Consider the following 14,466-nt stretch of genomic DNA (forward strand, 5'->3'; position numbering starts at 1 on the left):
GAGGCAGCGCTGTGACGGCGTGGGAGGGGCCGGTGTTGGTGACCGGCACCGACACCGAGGTGGGTAAGACCGTGGTCACCGCGGCGATCGCCGCTGCCGCGCAGGCCGCCGGTCTGCGGGTGGCCGTGGTCAAGCCGGGCCAGACCGGTACGGCCGGCGGTGAGCCGGGCGACGTGGACGTGGTCAACCGGCTGGCGGCTCCGCTTACCGGCCGTACCCTGGCCAGCTATCCGGACCCGCTCGCTCCGCTGGCTGCCGCCCGTGTCGCGGACCTGCCGCCGCTGGAGCTGTACGCGGCGGTGGACGCCGTCCGGGAGGAGGCGGACAAGCACGACCTGGTGCTTGTCGAGGGGGCCGGTGGCCTGCTGGTGCCGATGGGGCTACGGCCGTCCGGCGAGGCGTGGACGATGGCCGATCTGGCGGTGTCGCTCGGTGCGCCCGCGGTGGTGGTCACCCGCGCGGGGTTGGGCACGCTCAACCACACCGCGCTGACCCTGGAGGCGCTGGACCGTCGTGCGGTGCCCGCCGGCGTGGTGATCGGCGCCTGGCCGGCGTCGCCGGAGCTGGTGCACTGGACGAACCTGACCGACCTGGTGCCGAACCTGCTGGGCGCGGTGCCGGCCGGCGCGGGCGCGATCGACCCGGGGGTGTTCCGGCGGTCGGCGCCGGGTTGGCTCACTCCGGCGCTGCACGGCGTGCTGGACGACTGGCGCGTCTGGGCCGAGGAGAGCAGCTGAACACCTGACTTTCGTCGGTGTCCGCGCAGGTCGGGCGTGGGTAGCCTGGCCGCCGTGAGGATCCTGGACCGGTCGCTGCCCGGACGGTGGCGGCGTCCGTTGCTGGACGTGCTGCTCTGGGCGGTGGTGTCCGCCCCGATCGCGGCTGCCCGGCTGAGTCCGCCGTACCCGCGTTTCGACGTGGCGCTGTTGCTGGGTTCGCTGGCGCTGCTGGCGGTCGCGGTGGCGTCGGCGCGGCGCTGGCCGCTGGTGGGGTTGCTGCTGGTGGTGCTCGGTTCGCTGGTGGACGGCAACTTCGTCTTCGCGATCCCGGTGTTCAGCTATCTGAGCGGGCGGCGCAGTGCGGGTCCCGCGCCGGCGGCCGTGCTGTTCGGCGTGATCGCCCTCGGTGGCACGGTGCTGAACCTGGGGTTGCTCGGCACCGGGGCGGCGACCTGGTTCCTGCTCGCTTCGGTTCTGCTGTTCGCCGGGGTGTTCCCCTGGCTGGTGGGCCGGTACCGGCGGCAGCAGCAGGCGCTGGCCGACGCCGGCCGCCGGCACGTCGAGGCGCTGACGCGCGAGCGGCGGGGCGCTGCGGAGCGGGTACGGCTGCGGGAGCGGGCCCGCATCGCCGAGGAGATGCACGACTCGCTCGGTCACGATCTGAGCCTGATCGCGGTGCGAGCCGCCGCGTTGGAGTTGGCCGACACCCTCGCCCCGGAGCACCGGACGGCGGTGGGTGAGCTGCGGGCCAGCGTCGCGGCGGCCACCGAACGCCTGCACGGCATCATCGGGGTGCTGCGGGAGGAGGGCGGTCCGGCCGGCGTCCGTCCGGTGGGGGAGACGGTCGTCGACCTGGTGGCCGGGGCCCGCGAGGCAGGGATGGCGGTACGGCTGGACGCCCCGCCCGACACCGTGGAGTTGCCCGGGATGACCGGGTCCGCCGCCCATCAGGTGGTGCGGGAGGCGCTCACCAACGCGGCCCGGTACGCCCCGGGCGCGCCGGTGACCGTCACCCTCGCCCGCGACGTGGACGGGGTGGAGGTGCGGGTGCGCAACGCGTCGGCGCCGGCCGGTCCGCTGCCCCGACCGGCCTCCTCGGGGAGTGGCCTGCTGGCCCTCGCCGAGCGGGTCCGGCTGGCCGGTGGCGTACTGGATGCCGGCCCGTCACCCGATGGTGGCTTCGCGGTGCGCGCCCGGCTGCCGCTGCCCGCCGAGGCGCACTCCGGCGCGGGGTGGTCGGGGCTGCCCGTTCCGGTGGGGGCCGTGCCCGACGGCACTGGTGACGCCCTGGTCGGCGGTGGCCCGGAACGGCCGGCGGACGCCGAGCGCCGGCTGCGTGAGGCGCGTCGGCGGGCTCGGCGCAGCCTGCTGACGGCCCTCGCCGCCCCGGCCGGTTTCGGGCTCGTCCTGTCGCTGCTCTACTACTCGTTCGCCACGGCCGGGACGGTGCTGGACGAGTCGGCGTACGACCGGATGCGGCCCGGGACCGAGCGCGCCGACCTGCGGGGGTTGCCCCGCCGGCAGCTCACGCCGCCGCTCGGCGTGTCGTCGCCGGGATGCGAGTACTACACCGACGGCAACTTCCCCCTCGCCGAGCCGACGTGGCGGCTCTGCTTCACCGACGGCCGCCTGGCCAGCAAGGAGCGGATCGAGCCATGAACACCGACACGGCCGTGCCGACGCCGGTCCGGGTGGTCCTCGCCGACGACGAGGCGATGATCCGGGCCGGCGTCCGGGCCATCCTCGCCGCCGATCCGGGCATCGAGGTGGTCGCCGAGGCGGGCGACGGGCGGGCCGCGGTGGAGCTGGTGCGCGCGCACCGACCCCGGGTGGCGTTGCTGGACATCCGGATGCCCCGGTTGGACGGACTGGCCGCGGCCGCCGAGATCCACCGGGTCGCGCCGGCCACCGCGACGCTCATGTTGACCACCTTCGGCGAGGACGACCACGTGGCCCGGGCGCTCGGGCACGGCGCGAGCGGGTTCCTGCTCAAGTCCGGCGACCCGCGCGAGCTGATCGCCGGGGTGCACGCGGTAGCCGACGGCGGGGCGTACCTGTCGCCGCGGGTGGCCCGCCGGGTGATCGAGTTGGGGGCCGGGCGGCTGGCGCGCCGACCTGCCGCGCGGGACCGGACGGCCGGGCTGACCGAGCGGGAACGCGAGGTGCTGGCCCTGGTCGGGGCGGGGCTGTCCAACGCGGAGATCGCCCGCCGGTTGCACCTGGTGGAGGGCACCGTGAAGAGCTACCTGACAAGCATCTTCACCCGGCTCGACGTGCGGAACCGGGTGCAGGCGGCGATCCTCGCGTACGAGGCGGGGCTGGTCGAGCAGTGAGCGGGGGCCGCGAGGGCCCCCGCTCGCTGCCTCAGGCGTCGCGGCGGCGCAGGGCGGCCCGACCGAGCAGCAGGGCGGCGCCCGCCCAACCGGCGAGCACCAGCAACCCCACCGTGCCCGGGTACGGGTCGGTGTCGCCGGCCATGAAGTGCCCACCGGCCACGCCGGGGAACGCGTCCGCGATCCGGTTCAGGACGGCGATATCCGGTTCCTGCAGGGACAGCGGCACGATCATCAGGGTGGCGAAGAGCACGACGATCGTGAGCACCGCGCTGCGCAGTGCCGCACCCAGGCCGAGCGCGAGGACGCTGACCAGGGCCAGGTAGGTCGCCACCGCCACGATGTCGCCGATCGTGCCGGCGATCGGCGCGCTGCCCCACTCGCCGAGCACCGGCCTGGCGACCAGGACGCCGACACCGCCGAGCAGCAGTCCGAGGACGAAGGTGACGGCGCCGGCCACCACGGCCTTGGCCAGGAGCACCCGGCCGCGTGCCGGGGTGCACTGCAGGGTGGTCCGGATGGTGCCGCTGGTGAACTCAGTGGTGATCGCGAGCAGGCCCAGCGCCAGCACGGCGTACTGGGTCAGGTCGACGGCGTCGATCAGCACGCTTCCGGCGGCGACGATGCCCGGGTCGTCGGCCGGGTCGTCGTTGGTGTTGGCGTTGGCCGCGTAGATGGCGAGCTGTCCGGCGCTCGCGGCCATCACGAGCACCCCGGCCAGCATCGTCCACCAGGTGCTGCGTACCGAGACCAGCTTGGTCCACTCGGCGGCCACCGCGGCGCGGAAGGCGGCCGGAGCGCTGACCGCCGGCGTGGCGGTGGGACGGCTGTCCACCACGGTCTGCGTGCTCATCGTGCGCCACCTCCGGTCGGGCCGCCGGCGTACTCGACGCTGTCGGCGGTCAGCTCCATGAACGCCTGCTCCAGCGACGCGCCGTGCGGGCTCAGCTCGTGCAACCGCACCCCCAGCTCGTACGCCAGGTCACCGATCCGGTCGACCGTGGTCCCGGTGACTGTCAGCTCGTCCGGACCGGCCGGTTCGACCGTGGCGCCGTGCGCGGCGAGGCGTGCGGCGAGGGTGGCCAGCCCCTCGGGGTGCGGGCTGCGGACCCGTACGGCGTGCCCACTGCCCGCGATGACGTCGCCGACCGGGGCATCGGCGAGCAGTCGTCCCCGGCCGATCACCACGAGCTGGTCGGCGGTGAGCTGCATCTCGCTCATCAGGTGGCTGGAGACGAAGACCGTGCGGCCCTGCCCGGCCAGGGAGCGCAACAGGTGCCGCACCCAGCGCACCCCGTCCGGGTCGAGGCCGTTCACCGGCTCGTCGAACATCAGCACCGGCGGATCGCCGAGCAGCGCTCCGGCGATGCCGAGCCGCTGGCCCATGCCGAGGGAGAGGGTACGGCCCGGTTTGGCGGCGGCACGCGCGTCCAGTCCGACGGTGTCGAGCACCTCGTCGACCCGTCGGGAGGGGATGCCGTTGCTGCGGGCCATGGCCAGCAGGTGCGCGCGCCCGGACCGGGTGGGGTGGATGGCCCGGGCGTCGAGCAGGGCGCCCACCTCGTGCAGCGGTCGCCGCAACTCCCGGTACGACCGGCCGTCGACGAGCGCCGTTCCGGCGGTGGGCCGGTCCAGGCCGAGGACCATCCGCATGGTCGTGGACTTGCCGGCGCCGTTGGGGCCGAGGAAACCGGTGACCCGGCCGGGTGCGATGTCGACGGTCAGCGCGTCGACCGCGACTGTCGCCCCGAACCGTTTCGTCAACCCACGTAATGTGATCATGCGCTGACGCTAGGCGTCTGTCATGTCGGTGCGCCGCGCCCGAAGGGCAGCACCCGACCCTGACTTTCGTCAGGCCACCCGCGTCAGCGGATGTAGTCCTCCAGCAGCGCCGGGGTGAGCCCCGCCCGGTGAATCGCCTTCAGCGCCGCGAGCAGGTCGTCCATCAGCGCCGGTCGGAAGTGCATGAGCAGCACGTCGCCGGGTTGGACCACCTTCCTCGGGGTCTGGTAGCGCACCTTGCCCTCGTGGACGGTCTCGGACCAGTGCAGGACCGCCTTCGCGCCACAGTCCCGAGCGGCGGTCAGCGTGGTGCTGTCGTACTCGCCGAACGGGGGGCGGAACAGGGTCGCCCGCTTGCCGAACAGCGTCTCCAGCCTGTCCGCGGCGCCGCAGATCTCCCGCTTCTGGTAGTCGTACGACCGGCCAGCCAGCGAGGTGTGCCGGATCGTGTGGTTCTCGACGACCCCGCCGGCCGCCTGGATCTGCCGGAAGTAGTCGTCGTGCTCCTCGGCCGCCGGTGAGTTCAGGAACATCGTGACCGGGATGTGCGCTTCCCGGATGAAGTCGGGCACCGCGGGTGGGCGGGCCAGCCCTCCGTCGTCGATGGTGATGAAGGCGACCTTCTGGTCGGTCGGCAGGCGGTGCCAGAACGGGATCGCTCCGGTCGCGGTCATTGGCACCGGCTGCGGCGGCGGCGCCTCGGGAAAGGTCGGCACCTGGGACACGTACCAGTCCAGGCTTCCGTGGGCGGGCCTGGCCGTCGCCGTCGGCGAGGCCGACGGCGTGTTTGTCGGAACCGCGGGGCTCGGCGGTGCCGCGGTGATCTGCCGGGCGTGGAACACGGGGCCGGCTGTGCAGCCACTCAGCGCCAGCAGGGCCAGAAGCGTTGCGGCGGCGAGGATCTGACGAGCAGGGTTGACGGACACGCCCGGAAACATACCGAGTCACGGTCAGGTGCCGCGTGCCCGTTCCCGTGCTTCCTTGCCCGGGCTGCGTAGCCTCGAATCGGAGTCGATTCGACCAGCGGGGGCAGCCGATGACGCGGTGGATCTTGCAGATACTCGCCACAGTCGGCTTCGGCCTGCTGCTGGGGTTCATCGGGCTGACGATGACCCTCGACCTGTTCGGCTTTGTCGACGCGGAAACCCGCCGGTTGTCGAAGAACCCGTGGAACCGCCTGTGGGGAATTCCGGATCGGAGTCCGGCCGAGTTGCGGAGGGACAGCGGCTTCACCCTCGGGCGGTTCCTCGTCGGCGGCGCCGCGCTCCTCCTCGGTGCCGGAGCCCTGATCGGGGGCATCGTGCTACTGGTCAGCGGGCCGCTCGACTGACCGCACCACGAAGGCGTCCGGCATCCGGAAGGTGAGGTTGTCCGGGCACCACGGCGGTCGGACCACTGTCACGTCGTCGAGCAGCGGCGTCGCCTCGGCCACCACCACGGCCGCCTCCATCCGGGCCAGGACGTCCCCGACGCAGCGGTGCGCGCCCGCCCCGAACGCCAGGTGCCGGCGCGACCCGCGCTGCCCCGGGCGGAACTCGTCGGGCGACTCGACGATCGCCGGGTCCCGGCCGGCGCGGGCCAGCCACAGCACGATGCTGGTGCCCGCCGGCACGGCGGTCCCACCCAGCGTGCCGTCCACCGTTGCGACGCGCCGCCACGTCACGATGGGCGGTTCGAGCCGCAGGCCCTCCTCGACGACGTCGGCGACCGCGACGTCGCCGGTGCGCAGGCCGGCGCGTACCGCCGGTTCGCCGGCCAGCCGGTGCAGCAGCAGGGTGAGGAACTGCGAGGTGGTCTCCTGGCCGGCGACCAGCAGGAAGAAGAGCGCGCCGACCACCACGTCCGGTGGGTGGCCGCCCGCGCGCAGCTCGGCGGCCAGGCCACCGCCGGTGACCGCGAACTCGCGCAGGACGCCGTGGAAACGGCCCACCTCGGTGGCGAGCGTCACCTGCCGATCCTCGTCCAGGGGCGCCCAGAACAACTCCAGCGCCGCCCGGGCGAACTCCTTGACCGCGCCGACCGGCGCGTCCGGCAGCTCGACCAGCCGGGCCAGCACCAGCAGGGGCAGGTCGGCGGCGAGGTCCGCGTACAGGTCGACAGGCGCACCGGCGTCGAGCGCGGCGCGCAGCAGGGCCACCCGCTCCCGGACCAGGGCGGTCAGCCAGGGCCGCTGCGCGGCGACCCGGGCGGGGTGCAGCGCGTCGGCGACGATCGCCCGGATTCCCGGATGGCTGGCGGTGGAGTTGTTCGCGAGGGTCGGCGGCAGCCGGAACCGGTGCCCGGCGAGCACCCGCAGCGCGGTCACCGGCATCGGGGTCACCGCGTCCAGGGCGTTGTCCGGCCGGTAGCGGCCCGGGTCGGCGAGGACCTGGCGGACCAGCGCGTGCCGGGTGACGACGAGGTGACGTACGCCGACGTGGTCGGTCACCTCGGCGACGTCCGGCCAGGGTGCCTCGACCTCGGACGCCCAGCCGGAGAACAGCACGTCGACACGCTAGCCGGCAGCCCTCGGCAGGCCGGCGCGCAACTGCCAGACGGTGGTGCGCTTCACCCGGACGCTCTCCAGGGCCTCCGGCACCGGCACGTCGTACGCGGCCAGCTCGTCGAAGCGGTCCCGGGGCAGGAACGCCCGGCCGGGGTCACCGACGAGCGCCGGCGCCCCGGCCCGGGCGGCCCGCAGCAGGAAGCGCAGCACCCGGCGAGCCATCGCCTCGCTGTAGAACACGTCCCCGGCGAGCACCACCTCGGCGTCGCCCGCGTCGCCGTCGAGGATGTCGCCGAACTCGGCGTCGACGCGTACCCCGTTGGCCTCGGCGTTGAGCGCGACCGCCGCGACCGCCAGCTCATCCACCTCGACGGCCCGCACGGACGCCGCTCCGGCCCGGGCGGCGGCGATGGCCACCAGGCCGGAGCCGGAGGCGAGGTCGAGCACCCGGCGGCCGGCGACCAGCTCCGGGTGGTCGGTGACGTACCGGGCGAGGGCCTGCCCGCCGGCCCACGCGAAGGCCCAGAACGGCGGCGGCCGGTCACTGGAGAACTCGCCCTCGGTCAGCTCCCAGAGCCCGATCGGTTCGTCCGCCTGGTGCAGGCGCACCTCGGGAACGAACGCCACCGGGGCCAGCCGGGCGTGCAGCCGGACGAACGTGCTGGAGAGCTCGGACACGCTGGCGATTGTCCCAGCGCCGACCGCCGGGCGTGTCGCGGGGCCCGGTGACCGGTTCACCACTGTCGGTGATAACGCGTCCTCTCCTTGCCGCCCGGTGCGAACACACCCGTCTGGCCCCCTCGACACCGCGCTCCTAGCGTTGCGGGGTGGGGGCGACCGGACGGAGGGCGGCTGTGGTGACGGTGTGGCGAAGTGCGCTACGGATCGGAGTGGTGCTGGCCTGCCTGAGCGGGGTGGAGCTGGCGTTTGCCGCTCCGGCGCAGGCGGCCTTCGCGACCGAGATGAGCGGCCTGCCGGCCCGGTTCACCGCCGGGGACCAGGTCCGCACGATCTCCGCGGTGGTCTCGCAGACGGACCGGCGTGGCCGCTGCGCGAAGGTGCGCTGGTCGATGGTGCTCCGCGTGCAGGGCATCCGGCTCGACCAGGTGAAGATGGACCGGGTGGAGGAGACCGGCGACTTCCCGCTGGAGATCCGGACCGAGGGCGACGTGGCCCGGCTGACCGACAGGCAACTCGACCCGGGCACGCTCTGCCCGGGCCGCACGGTCACCGCCCGCTACCGGGTGGCCTTCGACGAGGACGTCACCCAGGGACGGGTCACCCTCGCCGCCGAGGCGTACGACGTCAACCTGCGCTTGTTGGCCCGCCAGACGGCCACCCGTTCGGTGGTGGGGGCGGGCGGCAGGCCCAGCGCATCGGCCGAGCCGACCCCGACGCCACCGGAGCCCACCGACCTCCCGAGCGAGCCGGCCGAGGAGAGCAGCCCGGCCGAGGAGCCGATCGCCGACGGGCCCGTCGACGTGGCGCAACCCCCGGCCGGCGCCGGCCGTCCGGTCTCCCAGACCGGCGGATTCGGCGTGGTGCACGCGGCGTTCCTGCTCGGCGGACTGCTGCTCTCGCTCGGGTTGGGGTTGCTGCTGCGGCTGCGTCACCTCACCCGGGCCGCGACGGCAGCGGAGGGCGACCCGCCGGTGGACCGGCTCTGGGAGCGCCCGGCGCCGGCCCACCCCTGGCGGCCGGCCCGCCGTTGACCCCGGGTCACGCGCGACCGGCCCGGCGACCGCCGCCGCTGCGCCCGCAGGTGCCGGGGCCGGCGGAGATCCGCCGGCCCCGACGGTGTCACTTCGTGAACGCCTGGAACTCGGCGATCCTGACCTGGGCACGGGCCGGGCTGGCGGTCGCGCAGTCCGTGGTCGTGGCCGGATCGTCGTCCTGCTCACCGGCGTACTGCGGGCCGCCGGTGCACTGGCTGGCCAGCACCTCCAGGCGCAGGTGGGTGGCCAGGGTGGCGGGCACCGCGAACGTCCGCAGGTTGATGTCGCGGCTGTACGCCCGGTACGCCCCGCCGGGGAACGCGTCGCCCGCGCTTGTGTAGATCCGCTGCCAGCGCGCCGGGTCCGCGCAGTCGGTGGTCGTCGCGTCGCACGCGGACACCGCGAACGAGCGCAGCGCGGTGAGCGCGTTCTGACTGCCGGTGTCGGCGTCCCCGGTGATCGCGGGACGCAGCATCGCGCTGACGTTCACCCGCTTGACCGTCTGCGGACCGTCGCCGGGCAGGTCCACGGTGAGCTGCCGGCCGGCCACCCCGTCCAGGGAGGCCCAGTTCGTCGCCTCGGTGTCGTCGGCGAGCCGGTCCAGGTTGACCCCGTCGCCGGTGATCGTGGCTCCGGAGGCCGTGGACGCGAGGTTGCGACTCATCCGCAGGTCCACGTATCCGGTCCGGCCGGCCTCGGCGACCACGCTGAGCCGCTGGTGCCCGAAGCCGGGCGCGACGGCCAGCAGGTCGTACGTGCCGGCCACCAGCTCCACCGTGTCCGGGATCGGCGTCGCCGGGTCGGTGTCCGCGATGGGGGTGGCCCGCGCCTCGTACGCCCCGACGTACACCCGGATCGGCGCGTCGACGCTGTCCCCACGGGGGCGCAGGGTGAGCGTCGCGTTGCCGCCGCGGGGTGAGGCGAAGCTCGGCGTCGGGTCGGTGTCCGCGGCGCCGTTGGTGGCGGCGTCGCGGCCCATCCCGGAGCGGGCGAACTCGGCCCAGATCAGGTCCTGGTTCGCACCCCCGAAGCGCAGCAGGTCGGCGGTGAGCATGTTGTCGCGCATGTCGAGCATGCTGACCTGGCTGGCCGCCTGGAGCAGGAACGAGTCGAACACCAGTTGCGACCAGCGCCTGTTGCCCGGGCACCTGTCGGCGGCGACAGTGCCCTGTGCACACTCCAGTTGCCGCTGCGGCGTGCCGAGGCCGTACCGCTTGACCAGCGCCGAGCGGACCCGGTAGTTGGTCGCGCCCCAGATCTCCCCGTCGGCGTGCACGGCCGGGCCGCCGGTGTTGTAACCGATGTCGGAGTAGTTCAGCGGGCTGCGGCTCAGGTCGTAGTTGCGGATGCCGCTGACCAGGTTGCCGGTGACGTAGCCGCCGGTGACGAAGGGCGTCTCGCCGGGGGCGCGTAGCCCGTTCTGGTACAGGTACTCGCCGGCGAGCAGGTCGCCCCACGACTCACCCATCGCCCCGCCCTGGTGGCCGCCGATCCCGCTGTCCGGGCCGGCGATCATGCGGTTGGTGATGGCGTGCGTGTACTCGTGGCCGATCACCGTCATGTCGTAGTCGCCGTCCACGCACGGCGGGTACGGGCCGCCGGCCTGGGGCTGCCACAGGTACATGTTTGTCGTCGGCGGCTGGCCGTCGCGCCCGGTGCCCTGGTTGGCGTTGTTGCGGTTGCCGGTCAACGCGCCCTGCTGGGCGCGGCCCTGCTCGGCGTCGCCGCCCAGCCCGGACGGGGTCAGGTTGACCGCCTGGAGGTTCCACGCCGACTCGGTGAAGCCCAACCGGTACGCCCAGTCGTGCATGCGGTTGTGCATGACGAAGAGGTTGGCGATCGCCGCGTCCGCGTCGTTGCGCTGCGCGGACGTGAACACCTCCGGGTTGCACTTCGCCTGGTGCCACTGGTCGGTGAACGGGTACTCGTAGCGGCGTTCCGGGCTGGGGGTGGCCGGGACGACAGGGGTGTTGTTGCCCCAGGAGAGCACGGTGTTGGCCGAGTTGCCGCGCGAGGTGAAGGTCGGGGTGCCGGTGGCCGCGTCGACGTCCCACGGCTGGCCGGTGGCCGGGTCCCGCTGGGCGGCCTGGCAGCCGGGGGCCGGGTCGCCGCACCAGCGCACCCGGGGGTCCTGCCCGGCGGCGAGGTCGCGGGGCGGGGTGGCCGGGAAGACCGCCCAGCTCGGGTTGTCCGAGTCGAAGTCGACGAGGTCCTCGCGGACCAGCACCTTTCCGGTGCTGCCGTCGACGTAGCTGGTGAACGCGGCCGGGTGGTCGGTGTCCGCGCCGATCATGGTCACCTCGTAGGCGGCCCGGGGCCCGTCCAGCGGGGTGGGCACGGCCACCGCGCGCACGGTGTGGCTGGCCACGGCCGTCGCGGTCAGCCCGGCGTCGGCGAGGGCGTCGGCGTACGCCTGCTCGGCGGTGCGGGTGGCCGGGGCGGGCGCGCTGGTGTCGCGGGCCAGCGAGGAGTTGACGGCGAGCACCGAGCCGCCGGAGACCGCGACTGTGACCAGGCCGTCGGGCCCGGCCGGCAGGTCGCCGAAGCGCTGCCGCAGGGTCACCACGGCGCCGCTGCCGATCGGTCGGACCAGCACCCGGTCCAGGTCGGCGACCGTCGCGGCGTCCATGCCGTACAGGTCACGGTTGGTCCTCAGGTAGGCGCGGGCGGCGGCCTCCGGGTCGCCTGGCAGTCCGGTGGCGAGCGGGGTACGACCGGGGCCGAGCGCCTGCGGGGTGCCGAACCGGTTCCACCGCACGTCGGGATCGGCGGCGCGGGCCAGGCCGCGCTGGCGGGCGTCGGGTGCCGCCGTACCGGAGCGGTTGTCGAGGTCGGCGGGTTCGTGGTTGCCCTCGGCGAACGGTCCGGACGAGCGTGGGGTGGACGGCGCGCCGCCGGCGGGGGCCGCGCTGCTCGCGCCTGTGGGTAGCAGCGCGGCGATGGTCGCGGTCGTCGCCAGGACGGCGATGAGCCGGCGTCGACGCCGGCTCATCGGGGGTGACCACTCCGGTTGTGGCACGGAACCTCCTCGTGGGAGCGGAAGGGCCGGCGGCTGCCGGCCGACACAGCGCGGTGACGCATGTGCATCTGTGAATATCAGTCGGCCGGGGTGGCGGCAAGGCCCAAGGTCACTGATGCGCCACTCAATCGAGATAAGTCGACTTCGCAAAGCCGGTGACTGTCCAAGGTGGCCCTCGTGCCGGCCGCCTACGGGCACTTCCACGTCGAGCACCACCGCGGCCACCACGTACGCGTCGCCACGTCGGAGGACGCGGCCAGCTCACGGCCGGGGGAGAATTTCTGGGCGGGTACGCGACGATGGTGGTCGTGGCGCTGGTCCCGCCGCTGTGGCGGCGGGTGGTGGACCGCCGGGTGCTCGCGCACTACGGCGGTGACGTGGGCCTGGCCGTCGCGGGGCCGCGATGGTTACCGCTCAGTCGCCCGGGGCCCAGTCGGGGTCGCGGCCGAAGGCGGCCAGCAGGCGGTCCTGCTCGTCGGCGTCGGCGGGCACCTGTGTGCCGTCGCCGACCAGCTTGTCGCGGCGGTAGTCGTCGACCCGGCCGGCGAACCACTGGGCGCACACGTGCACCGCGTCCGGGTCCAGTCGCGGGTCGGCGCCGATGGCCACCGCCAGATCCCAGCCGTGCACCAGGTGTTCGGCGAGGAGCTGCTGGACGTACTCGGCAGCCGGGGTCGCGCCGGCCGACAGGTGCACGGTGCGGTCGATCGTGCCGGGATGGGTGACGGCGATCTCGGCCTGCGCTGTCGCCTCCCGCGCCGTCGTGACCGGGTCGGCGCCGAGCACGTCACCGTCGAGGCGGTCGCCGACCTCCTCGATGGTGCGGCCGGCGAGCAGCGGGACGCTCCACCGGTCCTCGCCGACCACGTGGTTGACGAGGGTGCGGACGTCCCAGTCCGGGCACGGTGTCTCCTCGGCCCACTGGCCGGGCCCGATCTGGTCCACCCGGTCGACGAACTCGGCCAGGCTCCGGCGGTACGCCTCCAGCAGATCCATGCCGTCGATTGTTCTCCTCGGGGCGGTGGCCCGAGCCGTTTTGCCCGGCCCGGGAGCCCCGAGTCGTGCTGCCTGCCGCGGGGATCGGTGTCGCCCGCCGGCCCCGCTCAGTCCAGGTCGGTCGGGGCCAGGCCCAGCTCCCGGGAGGTGACCAGGCGCACCCACTCCCCGAGCTGCCGGCGGGAGATCACCCGGTCGTGCACGGCGAGCTGTACGGCGAGGCCGTCCATCACGGCGCTGATCCGCCAGGCTGCCCCCTCCGGGTCGGCGCACTGGAAGGTGCCGTCGGCGACCCCGGCGGAGATCACCGCGGCGAGGTCCTGCCGCCAGCGCAGGTCGAGCCGGCGGGACACCTTCTCCAGCTCGGGGGTGCGCAGTGACTCGGACCAGCCGTCGATCCACATCGACCAGGAGGTCGCCCGGCCGGCCGGGGTGTAGAGCTTGAGAATGCGGCGGAGCTTCGTCAACGGCGGGGCGGAGGAGCGGGTGACCGCGTCGAGGCGGGCCAGATCCTGCTCGACGGCGTACGCGAACGCCTGCGCGAGCAACCGCTCCTTGGTGGCGAAGTGATAGAAAACCAGTGCCTGGCTCACGCCGGCGGCCTGTGCCACGTCCGCCGTCCGGGTGTTGGCCAGACCGCGCTCCACGATCACGTCACAGGCGGTGCGCAGCAGGGCATCCAGGCGGATCTCGGCCGCACGTCTCGTCACGACCGTTACCGTAGCCCATCCACCCGAACACGAACAGTTACCGCTACCGTCCGATTGGTGGGGCAAGAGTCGGAATCCGGACAGTTTCCACAGGTGCCGTGGGCCGGTTCCCGGGCGGCGTTCGTCGAGGTCCGCCGCCCGTCGACGAGGTGCGTCGCCGCCGGTCAACGGGGCCTTTTGTCCCGTGGTGGCATCGACCGTCGGTTGATGCCGGAGTGACGGTCGGACGTCAATTGAGAAGCCAGTCCAGCTACCTAGGAAGCCTGCCGTGGGTGGGCCGGACGTCCCCCGCACCCGGCACGGCCGCCCCGTCCGAGCGGGAGGGGCGCGCCGAAACGGACCCCGAGTTGGCAGTCGTTCACCGGCTCGGCTAAAGTTCTCATCCGTCACCCGGGAACGCCGGGGGCGTGCGGACGTAGCGCAGCTGGTAGCGCATCACCTTGCCAAGGTGAGGGTCGCGGGTTCGAATCCCGTCGTCCGCTCGGAGCTGCCGCCACGCATGACGGGGGCAACCTCGGTGGGGTGGCCGAGAGGCGAGGCAACGGCCTGCAAAGCCGTGTACGCGGGTTCAAATCCCGTCCCCACCTCGGTTTTGAGCACGGGCGATTGGCGCAGTGGGAGCGCGCTTCCTTGACACGGAAGAGGTCACTGGTTCAAACCCAGTATCGCCCACCAGCTGGACAAGAAGGTTGAAAGGCCCGTTACCG

The 14,466-nt window shown here is 73.7% G+C and carries 13 protein-coding genes and 3 tRNA genes; 8 read left to right on the plus strand and 8 right to left on the minus strand.

The features are described from left to right. Positions 1–32 precede the first annotated feature (32 nt). Genes bioD through ACGFIE_RS15955 form a run of 3 tightly spaced genes read left to right on the plus strand, consistent with a single transcriptional unit; the run spans position 33 to position 3,052 of the window. Positions 33–737 carry a dethiobiotin synthase gene (gene bioD, locus ACGFIE_RS15945; RefSeq protein ID WP_393295666.1) on the plus strand — a complete coding sequence of 235 codons (705 nt, stop codon included), beginning with the start codon at positions 33–35 and terminating at the stop codon, positions 735–737. A 54-nt stretch (positions 738–791) separates the two neighbouring features. Next, a complete protein-coding gene (locus ACGFIE_RS15950) occupies positions 792–2,378 on the plus strand; it encodes a sensor histidine kinase (RefSeq protein WP_393295021.1) in 1,587 nt (528 codons plus the stop codon). Next, positions 2,375–3,052: a response regulator gene (locus ACGFIE_RS15955; RefSeq protein ID WP_393295023.1), complete on the plus strand. Its 678-nt coding sequence runs from the start codon at positions 2,375–2,377 to the stop codon at positions 3,050–3,052. The genes ACGFIE_RS15950 and ACGFIE_RS15955 overlap by 4 nt, the downstream gene beginning before the upstream one ends. A 31-nt stretch (positions 3,053–3,083) precedes the next feature. Here ACGFIE_RS15955 and ACGFIE_RS15960 read toward each other — a convergent pair whose 3' ends face one another. From ACGFIE_RS15960 to ACGFIE_RS15970, 3 genes are all read right to left on the minus strand, one after another. Beyond that, positions 3,084–3,905, minus strand: a complete 822-nt coding sequence (locus ACGFIE_RS15960) for an ABC transporter permease (protein ID WP_393295025.1) — start codon at positions 3,903–3,905, stop codon at positions 3,084–3,086. Next, a complete protein-coding gene (locus ACGFIE_RS15965; RefSeq protein WP_393295027.1) occupies positions 3,902–4,834 on the minus strand; it encodes an ATP-binding cassette domain-containing protein in 933 nt (310 codons plus the stop codon). The genes ACGFIE_RS15960 and ACGFIE_RS15965 overlap by 4 nt, the downstream gene beginning before the upstream one ends. Positions 4,835–4,917: 83 nt before the next feature. Next, positions 4,918–5,760 (minus strand): polysaccharide deacetylase family protein, encoded by an 843-nt coding sequence (locus tag ACGFIE_RS15970; protein ID WP_393295029.1) that lies wholly within the window; start codon positions 5,758–5,760, stop codon positions 4,918–4,920. Between the two features lie 110 nt (positions 5,761–5,870). On the opposite strand from ACGFIE_RS15970, the gene ACGFIE_RS15975 reads away from it, so the two are divergent. Next, positions 5,871–6,164 (plus strand): hypothetical protein, encoded by a 294-nt coding sequence (locus ACGFIE_RS15975; RefSeq protein WP_393295031.1) that lies wholly within the window; start codon positions 5,871–5,873, stop codon positions 6,162–6,164. Here the strand turns inward: ACGFIE_RS15975 and ACGFIE_RS15980 are convergent. Together ACGFIE_RS15980 and ACGFIE_RS15985 are read right to left on the minus strand one after the other, a co-directional pair. Beyond that, entirely contained in the window at positions 6,138–7,319 is a 1,182-nt protein-coding gene (locus tag ACGFIE_RS15980) for a cytochrome P450 (RefSeq protein ID WP_393295033.1), read from the minus strand. The two genes, ACGFIE_RS15975 and ACGFIE_RS15980, sit on opposite strands and share 27 nt — an antisense overlap. Before the next feature lie 9 nt (positions 7,320–7,328). Beyond that, complete coding sequence (locus ACGFIE_RS15985) at positions 7,329–7,997, minus strand: class I SAM-dependent methyltransferase (RefSeq protein ID WP_393295035.1); 669 nt, start codon at positions 7,995–7,997, stop codon at positions 7,329–7,331. Positions 7,998–8,176: 179 nt separating this feature from the next. On the opposite strand from ACGFIE_RS15985, the gene ACGFIE_RS15990 reads away from it, so the two are divergent. Further along, complete coding sequence (locus ACGFIE_RS15990; protein ID WP_393295037.1) at positions 8,177–9,031, plus strand: hypothetical protein; 855 nt, start codon at positions 8,177–8,179, stop codon at positions 9,029–9,031. Between the two features lie 88 nt (positions 9,032–9,119). Here the strand turns inward: ACGFIE_RS15990 and ACGFIE_RS15995 are convergent, their stop codons facing one another. The 3 genes from ACGFIE_RS15995 to ACGFIE_RS16005 all read right to left on the minus strand — a co-directional run bounded on the left by ACGFIE_RS15995 (position 9,120) and on the right by ACGFIE_RS16005 (position 13,759). Then, the gene (locus ACGFIE_RS15995) at positions 9,120–12,053 is read right to left on the minus strand and encodes a M36 family metallopeptidase (RefSeq protein ID WP_393295039.1); all 2,934 of its coding nucleotides are present in this window, start codon (positions 12,051–12,053) and stop codon (positions 9,120–9,122) included. A gap of 414 nt (positions 12,054–12,467) precedes the next feature. Further along, the gene (locus ACGFIE_RS16000) at positions 12,468–13,049 is read right to left on the minus strand and encodes a TIGR03086 family metal-binding protein (RefSeq protein WP_393295041.1); all 582 of its coding nucleotides are present in this window, start codon (positions 13,047–13,049) and stop codon (positions 12,468–12,470) included. A 107-nt stretch (positions 13,050–13,156) separates the two neighbouring features. After that, on the minus strand, positions 13,157–13,759 hold the full coding sequence (locus tag ACGFIE_RS16005) for a TetR/AcrR family transcriptional regulator (RefSeq protein WP_363682436.1): 603 nt from the start codon (positions 13,757–13,759) through the stop codon (positions 13,157–13,159). 409 nt (positions 13,760–14,168) lie between these two features. Here ACGFIE_RS16005 and ACGFIE_RS16010 point away from each other — a divergent pair. The 3 genes from ACGFIE_RS16010 to ACGFIE_RS16020 all read left to right on the plus strand — a co-directional run bounded on the left by ACGFIE_RS16010 (position 14,169) and on the right by ACGFIE_RS16020 (position 14,434). Then, positions 14,169–14,241 (plus strand) — tRNA-Gly (locus ACGFIE_RS16010). 34 nt (positions 14,242–14,275) lie between these two features. Beyond that, a tRNA-Cys gene (locus ACGFIE_RS16015) sits at positions 14,276–14,346 on the plus strand. Positions 14,347–14,359: 13 nt separating this feature from the next. Beyond that, positions 14,360–14,434: transfer RNA gene (locus ACGFIE_RS16020), tRNA-Val, on the plus strand. Positions 14,435–14,466 lie beyond the last annotated feature (32 nt).

Origin of the sequence: Micromonospora sp. NPDC049275 (assembly GCF_043197115.1) — a bacterium.
In the GTDB taxonomy this organism is placed as follows: domain Bacteria; phylum Actinomycetota; class Actinomycetes; order Mycobacteriales; family Micromonosporaceae; genus Micromonospora.